Genomic DNA, 17949 nt, shown 5'->3' with positions numbered 1-17949 from the left:
TAGCTCTATGTTGCTACAGAGCCCTCAATGTTTCAACGAGTAGTAGATCTTTTCTGCCAGCCCTTGCGAAATACCCGGCACTTTTGCAATTTCCTCCATGCTGGCATTGAGTAATCCTTGCAATCCGCCCATATACTTCAGCAGCATTTGACGACGTTTTGGTCCAACGCCTTCGATGGTCTCCAGCGTGCTGGTGTTTTTGACCTTCGCCCGTTTTTTACGGTGGCCACTGATCGCGTGATCGTGCGATTCATCGCGGATATGCTGGATCACATGCAGCGCGGGCGAATCCGGCGGCAGGCTAAAGCCCTCACCTTCCGGCTCAAAGAAAAGCGTTTCCAGACCCGCTTTACGATCCGCCCCTTTCGCCACGCCCAACAGCAGCGGATGGTTTTTATCCCACTCGACGTCGAGTGATTCAAACACCGCCTTCGCCTGCCCGAGCTGCCCTTTTCCGCCATCGATAAGGATCACGTCAGGGATCTTGCTCTCTTCGATGGCTTTACCATAGCGTCGACGCAGCACCTGGTTCATCGCGGCGTAATCATCCCCCGGCGTGATCCCGGTAATGTTATAGCGGCGATACTCCGCCCGCAGCGGACCGTTGGCATCAAACACTACGCAGGAGGCTACGGTCTGCTCCCCCATCGTATGGCTGATGTCAAAACACTCCATACGTTTCACTTCCGGCAGCTTCAGAAGCGTAGCAAGCGCGGTTAAACGCTGGCTAACCGTCGACTGCTGGGACAGTTTCGTCGTCAGCGCCGTCGCCGCGTTGGTGCGTGCCAGCTTCAAATAGCGTGCGCGGTCACCGCGCGGTTTCGTCTGGACATTCACCCGACGCCCGGCCAGTTCAGAGAGGGAATCCGCCAGCAGGGTTTTATCGTCGAGATTGAAATCAAGCAGGATCTCGGAGGGTAACGTGCGCATCTGGCTACCCTGAAGATAGAACTGTCCAACAAATGTCTCGACCACTTCACCCAGCTCCGTGCCGCCCGGTACTTTCGGGAAGTAGCTGCGGCTGCCGAGCACTTTACCCTGGCGAATGAACAGAACGTGAACGCAGGCCAGCCCGTTGTCAAATGCCACGCCTATCACGTCCAGATCGTCACCGGTATTGGAGACAAACTGCTTTTCGGTAACGCGGCGTACGGCCTGAATTTGGTCACGAATGCGCGCAGCCTCTTCAAACTCCAGCGCCGCGCTGGCTTTCTCCATTCGCGCGATAAGCTGGGTGAGAACCTGATCGTCTTTCCCCGCGAGGAACAGGCGAACATAGTCCACCTGCTGGGCATACTCTTCTTCGCTGACCAAACCCGCTACGCACGGCCCCAGACAGCGACCAATCTGGTACTGCAGGCACGGACGCGAGCGGTTACGGTAAACGCTGTTTTCACACTGGCGGATCGGGAAGATTTTTTGCAGCAGCGCCAGCGTTTCTCGCACGGCATAACCGTTCGGGAACGGGCCGAAATATTCACCCTTCGCATGCTTCGCGCCCCTGTGCATCGCCAGACGCGGATGGGTATCCCCGCTCAGGAAAATAAAGGGATAGGATTTATCATCACGCAGCAACACGTTGTAGCGGGGCTGATACAGTTTGATGTAGTTATGTTCAAGCAGCAGCGCTTCCGTCTCGGTGTGGGTGACGGTGACATCAATATTCTGAATGAGTGCGACCAGCGCTTCGGTTTTGCGGGAGGCAAGATTGCTGCGGAAATAGCTGGAAAGGCGTTTTTTGAGATCTTTCGCCTTACCCACATAGATAACCGTACCGCCAGCGTCATACATGCGATACACGCCTGGCTGGCTGGTGACGGTTTTTAGAAATGCTTTTGAATCGAACGCTTCATTCACTGACTTATTAACGACTCCGCATTACACAGACCATGACGAATGGCCAGGTGAGTCAGCTCGACATCACCGTGAATGTTCAGTTTACTGAACATCCGATAGCGGTAGCTGTTCACCGTTTTCGGGCTGAGATTCAGTTGTTCAGAGATCTCATTCACTTTCTGACCTTTGGTGATCATCAGCATAATCTGCAACTCTCGCTCAGACAAACTGGCAAACGGCGATTCCGTTTTTTCAGGTTCAATCTGGCTCAATGCCATCTGTTGTGCAATGTCTGAGGCAATGTAGCGCTGCCCGGCAAACACGGAGCGAATCGCATTCACAACTTCCTGTGGTGCGGCGCCTTTACTCAGATACCCGGCGGCCCCCGCCTGCATAACTTTCGCGGGCAGCGGGTTTTCGGTGTGTACGGTCAGCGTGATGGCTTTGGTATCAACAAAGGTACGGGCGATTTTACGTGTTGCTTCAAGCCCACCAATGCCGGGCATGTTCATATCCATCAACACCACGTCGGCCGAGTTTGAGCGACACCATTTCACGGCATCTTCACCACAGCAGGCCTCACCGGCAACTTTAATACCCTTTATATCTTCAAGAATGCGTCGTATCCCTGCGCGCACCAGTTCGTGGTCATCAACAAGAAGGACGTTGATCAAAGGAAATGTCTCCAGAATAGGGATAACGCTACTGACTACTTATTGCGTTTATATTAACGGTTTTCCTCGCAAGATTAAAACGTTAAAAAACGTGCTATACGATTACGCTCTCGTTTTTGGAAATTAGCCTGTACAGCAAGTGGAAAGAAAACCCATGCGGCATGGGCTTTTGCGTCTATTTTTAAGCATCTGTATTCAAAAAGTTACAAAAAACAGGCACGCTACATCGGCTTAAAAACAGTTCTAAACTTTTTGTAACAACAATTAACGACAAACGAACCGGCGATGACAATAAATTGTGAATATCGCAGAGGAGACATTACATGTGGGTATTGTTTACGTAAATAAACAAAATGCGGAAAAGTACGAAAAACAACCACTGCTTTTTTTGTCACGGCTTGTGGTATACTCCGCGGCCTTGACTTTCATCGTCGCGCTCGCGCGCTGTTTTATATTGAGGAAAATAAATGAGCTCACCTGATTTCGCCACTGCGGAAAATAACCAAGAACTGGCACAGGAAGTAAACTGTCTGAAAGCGCTGCTGACGCTCATGTTACAGGCAATGGGTCAGGCTGATGCGGGCCGTGTGATCCTGAAGATGGAAAAACAAATCGCGCAGATGGAAGACCAGGCTGAATCAGCCGTATTCGCCAACACCGTTAAGCAGATTAAACAAGCTTACCGTCAGTAAAAAAAACGGCTGGATGCGGTGCATTCAGCCGTTATCTCGTCTGTCACGCAGAACGTGTTGTCTCTTCAGATCAGTCCTGTCGCCGCCGCATAACAGGCAATCTGCGTCTTGTTTGGCGCGTTAAATTTCTTCTGCATATTCTTTTGATGGAAATTAACCGTATTCTCAGATATCGAAAGAATAATCGCTATTTCTGCGGACGTCTTTCCTTCCGCAGTCCACTTCAGAATTTCCCGCTCACGCTTGCTGAATTTCATTTCAGGCGGCATGACCATCTCATGTTCAAAACGCAACAGAGACGTTAAGGCCATTTGAACCAGCATTTGCAGGCGCAACTCTATTTCTTCGCCGCTTAACTTATCCGCCTGTGCGCTAGTACGTGATACAGACAGGAAACCGAGCGCGTGATTAGGCAGCATCAAACACTGTGTAATTCCCGTACGCAAACCGTGATCCCGCGCGCCGTCCCACAGTGCCTGAGCATCAGCGAATAATTCATCCGTCCAGGGTAAATGCCCCTGAATGAAATTCTCTGGTTTCAGCACCGGATCGATGGCGAAAAAATTCTCTGACTTATATTGCGCCATCCATTCCTGCGGATAACTGGTTTGGACCGAAATCCGGGGGCGCGTAAAGGGGACAGGATGACGAACGCAAAGTGAGAAATAATCAAATTCGAGTGCCTGCGTTTGTCGCTGAAGTTCTTGATATACCTCGTCGGCACAGGACATTTCCTGAAACCGGAGGAAGCAATCCCGTCGCCAGTTGAAAAAGTCTGAATCCCTCATACTTACCGAATGAAGCCTCTGATAAAGATAATCATTATTATGGTGAATATAACCTAACACATAAATCTTATTTATTTATACAAAATATCGTCCAACGCACCTGAATCTTTAGATTTAATACGGTTAATCTGAACACAGGTGGAATAAAAGAACTACGAACACGCGTTTGGAGGCGAATAATTTGCCCCAGAAGAAAAATCTGGAGCAAATTACGGCAAAAATGCTACTGCATGAGGAATTTTTCGAGGAACTGGCGGGTGCGGGGCTGTTGCGGGTTCGCAAACAAGCTTTTCGCTGGCCCTTGCTCAACAATGCGGCCCTGATCCATAAAAATAGCCCGGTCTGCAACATCACGCGCAAAGCTCATTTCGTGAGTCACAATCACCATTGTCCGTTTTTCCTGCGCCAGTTGGCGAATGGTGTTAAGCACCTCCCCTACCAGCTCGGGATCGAGCGCGGAGGTGGGCTCATCGAACAGGATCACATCCGGACGCATCGCCAGCGCGCGCGCAATGGCCACACGCTGCTGCTGTCCACCCGAAAGACGGCGCGGGTAGCTGGTTTCCTTACCTGCCAGCCCAACCTTCGCCAGCAGCTCCCGTGCGCGGGTGGTGGCCTCTTCTTTTGGCTCCCCCTTCACGATGACCGGCCCTTCAATAATATTTTCCAGCACCGTACGGTGCGGGAAAAGGTTGAAGTTCTGGAAAACAAAACCGACATGCTGACGTAGACGGCGAATTAAGCCTTTCTGCTGGCTAATGGATTTCCCGGTATCAATCGTAATATCCCCTACGCGGATCGTTCCGCCTTCAGGCTGTTCAAGGAGATTAATACTGCGCAGCAGCGTGGTTTTCCCCGAGCCACTCGGTCCGATGATCGCCACCACTTCGCCCTGCTCCACTTCCAGATCGATACCGTGGAGCACCGTTTGTCCGTGGAATTTTTTCACCAGGTTTTTAACGTCGATTGCACTCATTTCGGATCACGCTCCTGGCGGTTAAGCTGGTTTTCAAAATAGTTCTGCAGGGCGGAAAGCACCGTCGCCATCACCCAGTAAATCAGCGAGGCCGCCAGATACATCGTGAACACTTCCAGCGTCCGCGAGGTGATCAGCTGCGCCTGACGGAACAGCTCCGGCACCTGAATGGTGGCCGCCAGCGACGTATCTTTTACCAGGCTGATAAAGCTGTTGCTCAACGGCGGTAACGCTACGCGCGCGGCCTGGGGCAATATCGCCCGACGCAGGGTTTGCCACGGCGTCATCCCGATACTGGCTGCCGCTTCCCACTGCCCCTTATCAATGGAGGAGATGGCCGCTCGCAGGGTTTCGGAGGTGTAGGCAGCGGTATTTAACGACAGACCGATCATCGCCGCCGGGATGGGATCAAGCTCAATACCGAACTGCGGCAAACCGTAGTAAATCATAAAGAGCTGGGCGATAAGGGGCGTGCCGCGGAATACAGAGATGTAAAAACGCGCCAGCCAGCGTACCGGCAAGACGGGCGACATGCGCATTAACGCCAGCACAAACCCAAGCACCAGACCGAAGAACATCCCCCCGATACTGAGCTGAAGCGTAAACACCGCCCCCTTAAGCAGGAACGGCAGTGAATCAATAACCAGTTGAATACTTTCGTGCATTATTATTTTTCGACCTGATTTTTAGACATGAGGATGATAGGCAAACAGCGCAGGCGCCCCGCCAGTATGAACAAACAAAATCGGTCCTTCATCCTTAAAGCGCTTCTGTGCAATGCCGTCTATCAGCCCCGCCATCGCCTTACCGGTATAGACCGGATCGAGCAGAATGCCTTCGAGGCGTGCCAGCAATTTCACCGCTTCCATCCCCTCTTCATTTGGCGTGCCGTAGCCCGGCGCAAAATAGTCATCCCAGAGCAGAATGTCAGCCCTGGCTTTCAGCTCCAGTTGTTCTGCCACCGCCTGCTGTAAAGTAACCACTTTCGGCTTCTGATCCGCAACGCTGCGGGAGACCGTCACGCCAATCAGCTCGACATCCGGCAGCAGTTGCTCCAGCCCCACCGCCAGCCCGGCATGGGTTCCGGCGCTACCGGAGGCGACAACGACAGAAGAGAGATTCACCGCCCCCTCGCATTGCTGAGCAATTTCCAGCGCGCTTTCTACATAGCCCAATGCGCCCAGCGCGTTCGACCCGCCAACAGGAATAACATACGGACGAAAACCCTGCGCTTCCAGACGCGTGGCCAGTTCGTCGAGCTGCGCGGTCGGGTCGGTCAGGGCGTCAACCATCTCGACCTGCACGTTAAACAGATCCAGCAGGAGACGGTTACCGTTCGTGAGATAGTTTTCTGCGTGCGTTCCGATCGGGTTTTCCAGCAGCGCAACGCAGTGCAGGCCAAGTTTTGCCGCCACCGCCGCCGTCTGGCGCACGTGATTAGACTGAATCGCCCCTGCGGTGATCAGCGTGTCCGCCCCTTCGCGCAGCGCGTCTGCCGCCAGAAACTCCAGCTTGCGCAGCTTATTGCCGCCCATCGCCATCGGGGTCACGTCATCGCGCTTGATAAAAATGTCGCGCCCTAAATAATCAGAAAATCGGGGTAAATACTCCAGCGGCGTGGGTGCGCCGATAAACTCCAGGCGGGGAAAGCGCGTTAAATTCTGCAGTGACATGGTTCCTCCGGTAACGCTAATTCATATGATATTTTTCATTATGCACGCAGACGCGTAAGAAATAAAAAAGGCGCTTTTAAAAGCGCCTTTTTTTATGGGTCAAAGACTTATTTGGTGACGTCAGCGCCGAACCATTTCTCAGAAAGCGCTTTCAGGCTGCCGTCTTTCTGCATGTCAGCAATCGCGGAATCGATCGCTTTCACCAGGTCTTCGTTACCTTTACGGATGGCGATACCGGCTTCCTGACGAGAGAACGCATCACCCGCAACGGCCAGGGTATTGTTGGTTTTCTTCACCAGATCCAGCGCGGCCAGGCGGTCAACCAGAATGGCGTCGATACGGCCCACGCGCAGATCCTGGTATTTGGTCGGGTCATCATCATAGGTGCGAATATCCACACCCTGCACATTCTGGCGCAGCCACTCTTCGTAGTTGGTACCCAGACCGACGCCGACTTTCTTCCCTTTCAGGTCCGCTGCCGTTTTAATCCCGCCTTCGTTACCTTTCTTCACCAGCGCCTGAATACCGGACACGGTGTACGGCGTGGAGAAGTCATACTTCTTCTTACGCTCGTCAGAAATGGTCACCTGGTTGATCACCACATCAATACGTTTTGAATCCAGCGACGCCAGCATACCGTCCCATTTGGTCGGTTTCAGGGACGCTTTCACGCCAAGGTGTTTCGCCAGTTCTTCCGCAAATTCCACTTCGAAACCGGTCAGTTTACCGTCGTCGCCCTGGTAGCTGAACGGAGGATAGGTTCCTTCCAGCCCCACCAGCAGCGTGCCACGCTCTTTTACTTTATTCAGCAGGTTTTCCGCGGCGAACGTTTTCACGCTCATGCCCGCAACCAGCGCAACGGCCATAACACCCATCAGCGCCTGACGACCCAGAAGTGCAAATTTCATAAATACCCCGATATAGTGGAATTTTTACGTAGTGTAGAGAAATCACCTGCAACGTCAAAGGCGACTGCGCTACATCTTATTCTTTTTTAATATATATCAGAAGTTGTTCCGGCGTGGGCTTTCTGCTTTACGACACCCGGCATCTGTACCTTGTATTGAGCATACTTGCGCAGCGCAATCCGGTAGTTGTTGGTGCTGGTCGCAGGCAGCCACGGCTCCAGATTTTCATCCAGATAACCGGTTTTCAGCAGGTCGCGAGAAATATTGTTGACGGTCAGATGTTGCCCAAGGCGACGCAGGCGAACCACATATTCGCGAACGGTGCCGTGGCTCATCTCCGTTTGCTCAAACAGGAATTGCTTAAAGCCGATAATATCGAAGAAGTCGCTTTGCTCTTTGCAGTGGAGATCGCCACAGAAACGGCAAAGCGCCACCCACTCTTTTTGCTCTTCGAGCCAGGCGGCCTCATCCATTAACGTGTCGAGGCGGGATATCGCGATTTTGTTCACGATTTCGCCACGACGAACCAGCGTGATACGGTCGAGTAATTTATTACAGTGGGCGCAATGCGTCTGGCTGTGTTTAAAGTCTTTCAGGTAGCGGCTTAAAGGCCGTCTTTTAGATTGCTGCACCGTCATGATAACTCCTGGTTGTCAATACGTTGTGCGGCATTTCCGAGGTGAATCAATCACCTATAACTTACCCAGTTTCGTGCGTAAGCGCTTGATGGCCTGGCTGTGCAGCTGGCTAACCCGAGACTCCCCCACCTCCAGTACCGCGCCAATCTCCTTGAGATTGAGCTCTTCCTGGTAATAGAGGGTCAACACCAGCTGTTCGCGCTCTGGTAAAGCTTCAATCGCTTCCATCACGCGCTGGCGTAAATTCCCTTCCATTAAATGGTGTAACGGGTTTTCTTGCTGATGCTCATCCGTCACCAGCTCGATGCTATCGCCATGCTCTTCGCGCCACTCATCGTAAGAGAAGAGTTGGCTATTATTGGTATCGAGCAACATCTGACGGGACTCTTCAACAGCGATCCCAAGACGCTCAGCCACTTCGGTTTCCGTCGCGTTGCGTCCCAGTTCCTGTTCCAGCTGCCCCATCGCATGCGCCACTTCGCGCGCGTTGCGGCGAACACTGCGCGGCGCCCAGTCTCGGCTGCGCAGCTCGTCCAGCATCGCCCCACGAATACGCTGAACTGCGTAAGTCGTAAATGCCGTTCCTTGCAGAGCGTCGTATCGGTCAACTGCATTCAATAACCCGATACCGCCCGCCTGTAGCAGATCGTCCAGTTCCACGCTCGCCGGCAAACGCACCTGGAGGCGCAATGCTTCGTGACGCACCAGCGGAACATAACGCTGCCACAGCGAGTGTTTATCCAGTACACCATCAGCGGTATAGAGTGAATTCACGATAAACAGCCCTGCGTTAATTGAGTTATCGGCATGATTATCCGATTCTGCAGGGGTTTCAATTGGGTGAATAGTGGGTGAAATGAGGGGTTATTTGGGGGGTTATGCAAATAGCGCTAAATAAAAACCCCGCCGAAGCGGGGTTTACGCATTATCAGGCGATTAGCCCTGCAGCAGAGACAGAACCTGCTGAGGAACCTGGTTAGCTTTGGACAGCACGGAGTTACCGGCCTGCTGGATGATCTGCGCTTTAGACATATTTGACACTTCGGTCGCATAGTCAGCGTCCTGAATACGGGACTGCGCTTCAGACAGGTTGGTGGTGGTGTTGTTCAGGTTGGTTACAGCAGAACTCAGACGGTTCTGCACCGCACCCAGTGAAGAACGGAATTTATCAACAGACGCGATAGCTTTGTCCAGCAGAGCCAGTGGATCTGCAGTAGACACGCCTTTGAACTCGCCCGCAGCGTTCAGGGTAACAGTCTGTGCGTTGTTCAGGGTACCGCCCGCGCCGCCATCAGCGATAGCAGCAGCAGTCAGGGAGTAGTTTTTACCCTGAACTTCAGCGTAACCTGCAGCAGCGCCAGCAGCGTCTGCGCCAACTTTAACTGCAACACCAGTCAGAGTACCGGTACCACCGTTAGCATCGGTATAGGTGATGTCAGCGGTGTTCACTTTCACGCTGCCAGTTGCATCGTCAACAGACACAGCGTAGTTGTCAGAACCAGAAGAAACCACGTAGGTCGCAGTAGATGCACCAGCTGGAGTCTGCACGTTGTGCAGAGTCAGGCTCTTCGCGTCCACGCCCAGAGTAGTAGCAACCGCGCTCAGGTCAACATCTTTCAGAGCACCGCTCGCGCCAACCTGAGTGATAGAATCGCTCAGTTTCAGTGCGTTGTTAGAAACGGAGAAGCCGTTCAGACCCAGAGTAGAAGAGTCGATCTGCTGCAGGTCGATGGAGATGGTCTGGCCGTCGTTTGCACCAACCTGAATCGCCATAGAACCGTTTTTAGCCAGTACGTTCACGCCGTTGAACTGAGTCTGACCGGATACGCGGTCGATTTCAGACAGACGGGATTTGATTTCGTCCTGGATTGACGTCAGGTCAGAATCAGAGTTAGTACCGGTCGTTGCCTGAACGGTCAGTTCACGAACACGCTGCAGGTTGTTGTTGATTTCAGACAGCGCGCCTTCAGTGGTCTGTGCCAGAGAGATACCGTCGTTAGCGTTACGTGCAGCCTGAGTCAGACCTTTGATGTTAGACGTGAAGCGGTTAGCGATAGCCTGGCCCGCAGCATCATCTTTAGCGCTGTTGATACGCAGACCGGAAGACAGACGCTCAATAGAAGAAGACAGAGCAGACTGGTTCTTGTTGATGTTGTTCTGAGTGATCAGCGAGAGGCTGTTGGTATTAATGACTTGTGCCATGATTTCGATTCCTGTTGTTCATCAAATCTGTTTGGTTAGATTTGGGTTTCCACCCTTCGGCTTCATCGCCGTCAAAGGTGTTATCGTCTGGTCCAAAACAACCTTTAGATTTTTTTTCAGGATCTCGATAATTTTTTTAGCCACGGAAATACTCTTCTCTATTACCGTTATGCCCGCCATTAAAAAAAAGAAATTAACCGTAAACTTTCACGCATAAAGGCCGATAACCCCACTATTCGTTCTACGTGTCGATAGATTAAGGAATAAATATGGCAAGTATTTCATCATTGGGGATTGGTTCGGGTCTTAAGTTAGCAGACATTCTGGATAGTCTCACCACGGCCGAAAAAGCGCAGCTGACGCCGATTTCCAAACAGCAGACATCCTATACCGCCAAGCTTAGCGCTTACGGCACGTTGAAGAGTTCGCTGGAAGCGTTTCAGACCGCCAACACCGCGCTGAATAAAGCTGACCTGTTTACGGCCACCAGCACGGCGAGCAGTACCACGGCATTCAGCGCGACCACGACGGGCAGCGCCATTGCGGGTAAATACACCATTAGCGTCTCTCAGCTGGCGCAGGCGCAGACGCTGACCACTAAAAATACCCAGGCGGATACCAAAACTGCCATTGCCACCGCGGACAGCAAAATTACCTTTACCGCGGGCAACGGTAAAGATCCGGTGACGGTTGATATCAGCGCGGCAAACTCCTCGCTGACCGGCATTCGTGATGCCATCAACAAAGCGGATGCGGGCGTGACCGCCAGTATTATTAACGTCGGGAATGGCCAGTATCGTCTGTCTATTACCTCTACCGAAACCGGTGCAGATAACGCGGTCAGCATCAGCGTGAGCGGCGACAGCGCCCTGCAATCCTTTATGGGTTACAACGGCACCAGCACCGACGCCAGCAACGGCATGACGGAAAGCGTTACCGCGCAGAACGCCAAGCTGAAGGTCAACAACGTTGATATCGAAAACAGCAGCAACACCATCAGCGATGCGCTGGAAGATATCACCCTGAACCTGAATGACGTCACCACCGGTAACCAGACGCTGACGATCACCAAAGATACGTCGAAAGCCGAAACGGCAATGAAAGCCTGGGTGGATGCTTACAACACCCTGCAGGACAGCTTTGCAACCTTAACCAAATATACGGCGGTGGATGCAGGCACAGATGCACAGGATTCCAGCAACGGCGCCCTGCTGGGTGACAGCACGCTGCGTACGATCCAGACCCAGCTGAAAACCATGCTGAGCAATACCGTGGGCGGTACCACGTATAAAACGCTGTCGTCACTGGGCATTACCACTGACCCAAGCTCAGGAAAACTGGAGCTGGATAGCGATAAGATGAAAAAAGCGCTGACGGACAACCCGACTGCCGTTAAAGATCTGGTTGTGGGTGACGGTAAAACCACCGGCATCACCACCACGATGGCCACCCAACTGACTGACTGGCTCTCCAGCAAAGGGATTATCCAGGCGGCAAAAGATGGCGTCAGCAAAACGCTGAACAAGCTTACCGATCAGTACAACGCCGTGAGCGAGCGTATTGACGCGCGCGTGGCACAGTACAAAGCCCAGTTTACCCAGCTGGACGTACTGATGACTTCGCTGAACAACACCAGCAGCTACCTGACGCAGCAGTTTGAAAATACGTCCAGCAGCAAGTAGTAAACGCTAAACGAACCCGAGGGGGATAACATGTACGGCGCAAAAGGCACGCAAGCCTACGCAAAAATAGAGGTTGAAAGCGCGGTGATGAGCGCCAGCCAGCAGCAGCTGGTTATCATGCTATTTGATGGAGCCCTCAGCGCGCTGGTTCGCGCGCGTCTGTTCCTGCAAGACGGTAATATTCCGGCAAAGGGGTTAGCACTCTCGAAAGCCATCAACATTATTGAAAACGGGCTGAAGGTTGGCCTGGTGGACAATAACGGTGATGAGCTTACGCAAAACCTGATTGCCCTTTATGCCTATATGGTACGTCGCCTCCTGCACGCCAACGTGAATAACGACGCCAGCGCCATCGAAGAGGTGGAAACATTGCTGCGCAATATCGCTGACGGGTGGAAGGAGGTTGCGGGTACGCCACAACTGATGCAGGACGCCGTCTAATGAGTAATGCACCGCAACTCTATACCCTTTATCAGCAACTCCTTGAGCAGAGCCAGTTGATGTTGCGACTGGCTCGCCAGGGTTTATGGGATGATCTCATTACTTGTGAAACCGATTATGTCAATGCGGTGCACTCGCTGGCTCGTCTTACGCAGGAAGCGGAACCCTCTGCACAAATGCAGGAGCAACTTCGACCGACTCTGCGCGTGATCCTCGACAATGAAAGCCAGGTGAAAACATTGCTGCAGTCCAGAATGAATGAACTGGCGAAAATGGTGGGGCAATCCTCCATTCAGAAAACCGTTCTTTCCACCTACAGCAACCAGGGCGGTCATGTCCTGGTCCCGCAAAGTAGTAGCGATCTCAATTAGCCATGTAGCTGGCGAACGAACGTTTCCCGCTTCGTTCGCCAGGCATTTCTGCAAAACGTACTCCATACTTGAGTTTCGCGACCTCATGGAGACGGTGCATGCGCAATCCAACCTTACTGCAATGCTTTCACTGGTATTACCCCGCTGGCGGTGAATTGTGGCGAGAAGTTACGGCTTTAGCCCCCAACCTCAACGAAATCGGCATTAACATGGTGTGGCTACCTCCGGCGTACAAAGGCGCATCGGGGGGATACTCGGTGGGCTACGACTCTTACGATCTGTTTGACCTCGGCGAATTCGATCAAAAAGGCGGCGTCGCCACCAAATACGGCGATAAAGCACAGCTGCTGGAGGCCATCGACGCGCTCAAAAGCAACCAGATCGCCGTGCTGCTGGATGTGGTGGTCAACCACAAAATGGGGGCGGACGAGAAAGAGCCGATCCGCGTGCAGCGCGTCAATGAACAAGACCGTACGCAAATCGACGATGAAATCATCGAGTGTGAAGCCTGGACGCGCTACACCTTCCCTGCCCGCGCGGGGAAATATTCGCAGTTTATCTGGGATTACAAATGCTTCAGCGGCATCGACCACATTGAAAACCCCGATGAAGACAATATCTTCAAAATCGTCAACGACTACACCGGCGAAGGCTGGAACGATCAGGTCGACGACGAGATGGGCAATTTCGACTACCTGATGGGCGAGAACATCGATTTTCGCAATCATGCCGTGACCGAGGAGATCAAATACTGGGCGCGCTGGGTAATGGAGCAAACGCAGTGTGACGGTTTTCGTCTGGATGCCGTAAAACATATTCCGGCCTGGTTTTATAAGGAGTGGATTGAGCACGTGCAGGAGGTGGCGCCGCAGCCGCTGTTTGTTGTCGCGGAATACTGGTCGCACGAGGTGGATAAACTGCAGAACTACATTAATCAGGTCGAGGGCAAAACCATGCTGTTCGATGCGCCGCTGCAGATGAAGTTCCACGAGGCGTCGCGTCAGGGGCGCGACTACGACATGAGCCAGATCTTCACCGGCACGCTGGTGGAAGCCGATCCGTTCCATGCGGTCACGCTGGTTGCCAACCACGACACCCAACCCCTGCAGGCGCTGGAAGCCCCGGTGGAAGCCTGGTTTAAACCGCTCGCCTATGCGTTAATTCTGCTGCGCGAAAACGGCGTGCCGAGCGTGTTCTATCCGGACCTCTTCGGTGCCAGCTACGACGATACGGGCGGAGACGGTAACACGTACCATATTGATATGCCCGTGATTGAACAACTGCATGAGCTGATCCTCGCCCGCCAGCGTTTTGCCCACGGCATTCAGACGCTGTTTTTTGATCATCCTAACTGTATCGCGTTCAGCCGCAGCGGGACCGACGACGCGCCGGGTTGCGTGGTGGTCCTTTCCAATGGTGATGACGGGGAAAAAGTGATTTGTCTGGGCGAGAATTACGGCAATAAAACCTGGCGTGATTTTCTGGGCAATCGCGAGGAAACCGTGACCACAGCTGCGGATGGTGAAGGGACGTTCTTCTGTAACGGGGGAAGCGTCAGCGTGTGGGTCATAGAGGATGTGCTGTAGAAACGGGAAGCGTGCGGCCTGATGCCCTCACCCCGACCCTCTCCCACGGGGAGAGGGCGCAAGCACTAAAAACGGCAACAAGTTTGCCGTTTTGTTTTTACCGTTACGGTAGTTTACTCTCCAGCGGATTTTTGCTCAGGTAATTCGCACACTCAACCGTTGGACGATCCACTTTTTGCAGCTCCATACCATCATACTCAAGCGTTGCGCCATCACGCTCCAGCGGATAGATATCCAGCTTGCGGGTCACGTTATAGTAATCATCCGAACGCAGCATAATCTTGCCCGGCACCGCCACCACGCGCTGCCATTGACGGCAATCCAGCGTATCGCCCTCTTCCGTCACCACCAGCGTGGCAATCGCCTCCGGGCTCACCATCTTGCTTTGCGGCCCTTTTGACTGCCAGTACCCTGCCAGATGCGACGGCACAGGGTGCTTGATGACTTCCTGATAATTATCAACCTGAACACAGCCGGTTAACGCCAGAAGCGCACCCACAATTGCTATTTTTTTCATCATCTTTCCTGCGTGGGAAGAAAAAAATATTGTGGCATTAAAGCGGTATGGGTGCCAGCGTAAGATCGGCAGGTTTTATACCTGCATCGACATGACGTCCTGATAGGCCGATACCAGCTTATTTCGCACCTGGAGGCCCATCTGCAGAGACACCGACGCTTTTTGCAGATCGGCCATCACATCATTAAGCGCCACGCCCGGCTCACCGAGCGTAAATTTTTCCGCCTGCGTCCGGGCGGCGTTCTGCTTGTCGCTGATACGGTCAAGCGCAGCGTGCAGTTGCCCCGCAAAGCTGATGGTTGAAGGTTCGTCCATCACGTTCTGATTACGTGCCGTCATTGCCGTTGCCTGCAGCTGACTGATTACCCCTTCAATGCCCTGTATAGCCATGACTTTCCCCTGGATGGATTTTTACGGGGTCAAGACTAACAGCTTGTCAATCAGATAATGGCGGTAAATAGCGTTAAAAAACCAGGTTATTTGACGCATAGAAAATCACGAATCATCAAATAATGGCAGGGCCATCAATATGGAACTTTTGTCGTGTTTGCCGACCCGGGAGTCAGTTTTGTTTCTCTACACGAATAACGTAAACCACCAGGATTTAAGAGGTGCGCAATGAGTGCAACAGCATCGACAGCGCCACAGAATAAATCACTCGAGTGGATGAACCGCCTTCGCGCGAACCCTAAAATCCCGTTGATCGTGGCAGGCGCTGCCGCCATTGCGATCCTTGTTGCGATGGTCCTGTGGGCGAAAAGCCCTGATTACCGCACGCTTTACAGTAACCTCTCCGATCAGGATGGCGGTGCCATCGTCACCCAGCTTACCCAGATGAACATCCCTTATCGCTTTGCCGATAACGGCGGCGCGCTTGAAGTGCCAGCGGACAAGGTGCACGAGCTTCGCCTGCGCCTGGCGCAGCAGGGTCTGCCGAAAGGCGGCGCGGTCGGTTTCGAACTGCTGGATCAGGAAAAATTCGGTATCAGCCAGTTCAGCGAGCAGGTGAACTACCAGCGCGCGCTGGAAGGTGAACTGGCCCGTACCATTGAAACCTTAGGCCCGGTGAAGAGTGCGCGTGTGCACCTTGCCATGCCTAAGCCCTCTTTATTTGTTCGTGAACAGAAATCCCCTTCTGCCTCCGTAACCGTCAACCTTGAGCCTGGCCGCGCGCTGGACGAAGGGCAAATCAGCGCGGTCACGCATCTGGTCTCCAGCGCGGTTGCAGGCTTACCGCCGGGCAACGTGACGCTGGTGGATCAGGGCGGCCATCTGCTGACGCAAAACAACAGCGCCGGTCGCGATCTGAACGACGCGCAGCTGAAATACGCGGCCGATGTGGAAGGTCGTCTTCAGCGCCGTATCGAAGCGATCCTGGGCCCGGTCGTCGGTAACAGCAACGTGCATGCTCAGGTTACCGCGCAGATCGATTTTGCGAATAAAGAACAAACGGAAGAGCAATACAGCCCGAACGGCGATCCGTCTCAGGCGGTGATGCGTTCTCGTCAGATTAACTCGAACGAGCAGGTGGGCGGCCCCTACCCTGGCGGCGTGCCGGGCGCGCTGTCTAACCAGCCAGCTCCGGCTAACGCGGCACCGATTTCAACGCCTCCGGCCAACCAGCAGAATGCCCAGCAGACAACCTCAACGGCAACTAACGCAGGACCGCGTACCAGCAGCCGTAACGAAACCACGAACTACGAAGTGGACCGTACTATCCGCCACACCAAACTGAACGTGGGGGATATTCAGCGTCTGTCTGTTGCCGTGGTGGTGAACTACAAAACCCTACCGGACGGCAAGCCTCTGCCGCTGACGGCCGAGCAGATGAAGCAGATTGAAGATCTGACCCGTGAAGCGATGGGCTACTCCGAAAAACGTGGCGATACGCTGAACGTGGTGAACTCACCGTTCAACTCGGTTGATGAAAGCGGTGGCGAACTGCCGTTCTGGCAACAGCAGTCGTTTATCGATCAGCTGATGTCCGCAGGCCGCTGGTTACTGGTGCTGATTGTTGCCTGGCTGCTGTGGCGTAAGGGCGTGCGTCCTCAGCTCCAGCGCCGTGCTGAAGCCGAGAAAGCCGCGCTGGAACAGATGAATAATCGCCAGGAAGTGGAAGAAGCAGTTGAAGTGCGCCTCAGCAAAGACGAGCAGGTGCAGCAGCGCCGCGCTAACCAGCGCATGGGCGCTGAGGTCATGAGCCAGCGCATTCGCGAAATGTCAGACAACGATCCGCGCGTCGTCGCGCTGGTCATCCGCAGCTGGATGGGTAACGAACATGAGTAATACGCTTACAGGTACCGATAAAAGCGTCATCCTGCTGATGACCATTGGCGAAGACCGTGCGGCAGAGGTGTTCAAACACCTCTCGCAAAGAGAGGTGCAAATCCTCTCTGCGGCCATGGCCAACGTGCGGCAAATCTCCAACAAGCAGCTGACCGAAGTGCTGGCGGAATTTGAGCAGGAAGCCGAACAGTTTGCCGCGCTCAACGTCAACGCCAACGAATACCTGCGCTCCGTGCTGGTCAAGGCGCTGGGCGAAGAGCGTGCCGCCAGCCTGCTGGAAGATATTCTGGAAACCCGCGATGCCGCCAGCGGTATCGAAACGCTCAACTTTATGGAGCCGCAGAGCGCCGCCGATCTTATTCGCGACGAGCACCCGCAGATTATCGCGACCATTCTGGTTCACCTCAAACGGGGCCAGGCAGCCGATATTCTGGCGCTGTTCGAAGAGCGTCTGCGTCACGATGTTATGCTGCGTATCGCCACGTTTGGCGGTGTCCAGCCAGCCGCGCTGGCGGAGCTGACCGAAGTGTTGAACAACCTGCTCGACGGCCAGAACCTCAAGCGCAGCAAAATGGGCGGCGTGAGAACGGCGGCCGAGATCATCAACCTGATGAAAACGCAGCAGGAAGAAGCGGTCATCACCGCGGTGCGCGAGTTCGACGGCGAGCTGGCGCAGAAA

20 protein-coding genes are annotated in these 17949 nt (G+C 53.6%); 8 read left to right on the top strand and 12 right to left on the bottom strand.

The window, feature by feature from the left end:
• Positions 1-24: 24 nt before the first annotated feature.
• Both uvrC and uvrY read right to left on the bottom strand, forming a co-directional pair.
• Positions 25-1857, bottom strand: coding sequence for an excinuclease ABC subunit UvrC (gene uvrC, locus ENTMO_RS0114760; protein WP_010432427.1), 1833 nt, complete (start codon positions 1855-1857; stop codon positions 25-27).
• The gene (gene uvrY, locus ENTMO_RS0114755; protein WP_010432425.1) at positions 1854-2510 is read right to left on the bottom strand and encodes a UvrY/SirA/GacA family response regulator transcription factor; all 657 of its coding nucleotides are present in this window, start codon (positions 2508-2510) and stop codon (positions 1854-1856) included. The genes uvrC and uvrY overlap by 4 nt, the downstream gene beginning before the upstream one ends.
• 298 nt (positions 2511-2808) lie before the next feature.
• Here uvrY and ENTMO_RS27030 point away from each other — a divergent pair, with 298 nt between their 5' ends.
• A complete protein-coding gene (locus tag ENTMO_RS27030; RefSeq protein WP_458860952.1) occupies positions 2809-2991 on the top strand; it encodes a hypothetical protein in 183 nt (60 codons plus the stop codon).
• Entirely contained in the window at positions 2978-3202 is a 225-nt protein-coding gene (locus tag ENTMO_RS0114745; RefSeq protein WP_010432421.1) for a DUF2594 family protein, read from the top strand. The genes ENTMO_RS27030 and ENTMO_RS0114745 overlap by 14 nt, the downstream gene beginning before the upstream one ends.
• A gap of 65 nt (positions 3203-3267) precedes the next feature.
• Here the strand turns inward: ENTMO_RS0114745 and sdiA are convergent, their stop codons facing one another.
• From sdiA to ENTMO_RS0114705, 8 genes are all read right to left on the bottom strand, one after another.
• A complete protein-coding gene (sdiA, locus tag ENTMO_RS0114740) occupies positions 3268-3990 on the bottom strand; it encodes a transcriptional regulator SdiA (RefSeq protein ID WP_010432419.1) in 723 nt (240 codons plus the stop codon).
• 223 nt (positions 3991-4213) lie between these two features.
• The gene (gene tcyN / locus ENTMO_RS0114735) at positions 4214-4966 is read right to left on the bottom strand and encodes an L-cystine ABC transporter ATP-binding protein TcyN (protein ID WP_010432417.1); all 753 of its coding nucleotides are present in this window, start codon (positions 4964-4966) and stop codon (positions 4214-4216) included.
• Positions 4963-5631: a cystine ABC transporter permease gene (gene tcyL / locus ENTMO_RS0114730; RefSeq protein ID WP_010432414.1), complete on the bottom strand. Its 669-nt coding sequence runs from the start codon at positions 5629-5631 to the stop codon at positions 4963-4965. The genes tcyN and tcyL overlap by 4 nt, the downstream gene beginning before the upstream one ends.
• Positions 5632-5652: 21 nt before the next feature.
• Entirely contained in the window at positions 5653-6639 is a 987-nt protein-coding gene (dcyD, locus tag ENTMO_RS0114725; RefSeq protein ID WP_010432411.1) for a D-cysteine desulfhydrase, read from the bottom strand.
• 107 nt (positions 6640-6746) lie between these two features.
• Positions 6747-7547, bottom strand: coding sequence for a cystine ABC transporter substrate-binding protein (tcyJ, locus tag ENTMO_RS0114720; protein ID WP_010432408.1), 801 nt, complete (start codon positions 7545-7547; stop codon positions 6747-6749).
• Between the two features lie 86 nt (positions 7548-7633).
• Positions 7634-8185 (bottom strand): flagella biosynthesis regulatory protein FliZ, encoded by a 552-nt coding sequence (gene fliZ, locus ENTMO_RS0114715; RefSeq protein ID WP_010432406.1) that lies wholly within the window; start codon positions 8183-8185, stop codon positions 7634-7636.
• Between the two features lie 54 nt (positions 8186-8239).
• On the bottom strand, positions 8240-8959 hold the full coding sequence (locus tag ENTMO_RS0114710) for an RNA polymerase sigma factor FliA (RefSeq protein ID WP_010432403.1): 720 nt from the start codon (positions 8957-8959) through the stop codon (positions 8240-8242).
• 162 nt (positions 8960-9121) lie between these two features.
• Positions 9122-10387 carry a FliC/FljB family flagellin gene (locus ENTMO_RS0114705; RefSeq protein ID WP_010432402.1) on the bottom strand — a complete coding sequence of 422 codons (1266 nt, stop codon included), beginning with the start codon at positions 10385-10387 and terminating at the stop codon, positions 9122-9124.
• A 269-nt stretch (positions 10388-10656) separates the two neighbouring features.
• Between ENTMO_RS0114705 and fliD the strand changes: the two genes are divergently transcribed.
• The 4 genes from fliD to amyA all read left to right on the top strand — a co-directional run bounded on the left by fliD (position 10657) and on the right by amyA (position 14467).
• Positions 10657-12069 (top strand): flagellar filament capping protein FliD, encoded by a 1413-nt coding sequence (gene fliD / locus ENTMO_RS0114695; protein ID WP_010432396.1) that lies wholly within the window; start codon positions 10657-10659, stop codon positions 12067-12069.
• A gap of 30 nt (positions 12070-12099) precedes the next feature.
• Positions 12100-12510, top strand: coding sequence for a flagellar export chaperone FliS (fliS, locus tag ENTMO_RS0114690; RefSeq protein ID WP_010432394.1), 411 nt, complete (start codon positions 12100-12102; stop codon positions 12508-12510).
• Positions 12510-12881, top strand: coding sequence for a flagella biosynthesis regulatory protein FliT (gene fliT / locus ENTMO_RS0114685; RefSeq protein ID WP_010432391.1), 372 nt, complete (start codon positions 12510-12512; stop codon positions 12879-12881). Before fliS ends, fliT begins: the two co-directional genes overlap by 1 nt.
• Before the next feature lie 98 nt (positions 12882-12979).
• Positions 12980-14467, top strand: a complete 1488-nt coding sequence (gene amyA / locus ENTMO_RS0114680) for an alpha-amylase (protein WP_010432389.1) — start codon at positions 12980-12982, stop codon at positions 14465-14467.
• 103 nt (positions 14468-14570) lie between these two features.
• Here the strand turns inward: amyA and yedD are convergent, their stop codons facing one another.
• Together yedD and fliE are read right to left on the bottom strand one after the other, a co-directional pair.
• Positions 14571-14984 (bottom strand): lipoprotein YedD, encoded by a 414-nt coding sequence (yedD, locus tag ENTMO_RS0114675; protein WP_010432387.1) that lies wholly within the window; start codon positions 14982-14984, stop codon positions 14571-14573.
• Positions 14985-15059: 75 nt separating this feature from the next.
• On the bottom strand, positions 15060-15374 hold the full coding sequence (fliE, locus tag ENTMO_RS0114670; RefSeq protein ID WP_010432385.1) for a flagellar hook-basal body complex protein FliE: 315 nt from the start codon (positions 15372-15374) through the stop codon (positions 15060-15062).
• Positions 15375-15602: 228 nt separating this feature from the next.
• Between fliE and fliF the strand changes: the two genes are divergently transcribed.
• On the top strand, positions 15603-17270 hold the full coding sequence (gene fliF, locus ENTMO_RS0114665) for a flagellar basal-body MS-ring/collar protein FliF (protein ID WP_010432383.1): 1668 nt from the start codon (positions 15603-15605) through the stop codon (positions 17268-17270).
• A partial coding sequence (gene fliG / locus ENTMO_RS24200) for a flagellar motor switch protein FliG (protein WP_010432382.1) occupies positions 17263-17949 on the top strand: 687 nt, incomplete at its 3' end. The genes fliF and fliG, both read left to right, overlap by 8 nt.

The sequence above is a fragment of the Enterobacter mori LMG 25706 genome, from assembly GCF_000211415.1.
Lineage (GTDB): Bacteria > Pseudomonadota > Gammaproteobacteria > Enterobacterales > Enterobacteriaceae > Enterobacter > Enterobacter mori.
The sequence above is the reverse complement of the archived record's forward strand: the minus strand, read 5'-3'. Positions and strand labels throughout refer to the sequence as shown.

Bases quoted from the DNA above. Each gene is read 5' to 3' on its own strand.
- ENTMO_RS0114745 (WP_010432421.1), top strand. From the start codon at position 2,978: ATGAGCTCACCTGATTTCGCCACTGCGGAAAATAACCAAGAACTGGCA.
- sdiA (WP_010432419.1), bottom strand. From the start codon at position 3,990: ATGAGGGATTCAGACTTTTTCAACTGGCGACGGGATTGCTTCCTCCGG.
- tcyN (WP_010432417.1), bottom strand. From the start codon at position 4,966: ATGAGTGCAATCGACGTTAAAAACCTGGTGAAAAAATTCCACGGACAA.
- tcyL (WP_010432414.1), bottom strand. From the start codon at position 5,631: ATGCACGAAAGTATTCAACTGGTTATTGATTCACTGCCGTTCCTGCTT.
- dcyD (WP_010432411.1), bottom strand. From the start codon at position 6,639: ATGTCACTGCAGAATTTAACGCGCTTTCCCCGCCTGGAGTTTATCGGC.
- tcyJ (WP_010432408.1), bottom strand. From the start codon at position 7,547: ATGAAATTTGCACTTCTGGGTCGTCAGGCGCTGATGGGTGTTATGGCC.
- fliZ (WP_010432406.1), bottom strand. From the start codon at position 8,185: ATGACGGTGCAGCAATCTAAAAGACGGCCTTTAAGCCGCTACCTGAAA.
- ENTMO_RS0114705 (WP_010432402.1), bottom strand. From the start codon at position 10,387: ATGGCACAAGTCATTAATACCAACAGCCTCTCGCTGATCACTCAGAAC.
- fliD (WP_010432396.1), top strand. From the start codon at position 10,657: ATGGCAAGTATTTCATCATTGGGGATTGGTTCGGGTCTTAAGTTAGCA.
- fliS (WP_010432394.1), top strand. From the start codon at position 12,100: ATGTACGGCGCAAAAGGCACGCAAGCCTACGCAAAAATAGAGGTTGAA.
- fliT (WP_010432391.1), top strand. From the start codon at position 12,510: ATGAGTAATGCACCGCAACTCTATACCCTTTATCAGCAACTCCTTGAG.
- amyA (WP_010432389.1), top strand. From the start codon at position 12,980: ATGCGCAATCCAACCTTACTGCAATGCTTTCACTGGTATTACCCCGCT.
- yedD (WP_010432387.1), bottom strand. From the start codon at position 14,984: ATGAAAAAAATAGCAATTGTGGGTGCGCTTCTGGCGTTAACCGGCTGT.
- fliE (WP_010432385.1), bottom strand. From the start codon at position 15,374: ATGGCTATACAGGGCATTGAAGGGGTAATCAGTCAGCTGCAGGCAACG.
- fliF (WP_010432383.1), top strand. From the start codon at position 15,603: ATGAGTGCAACAGCATCGACAGCGCCACAGAATAAATCACTCGAGTGG.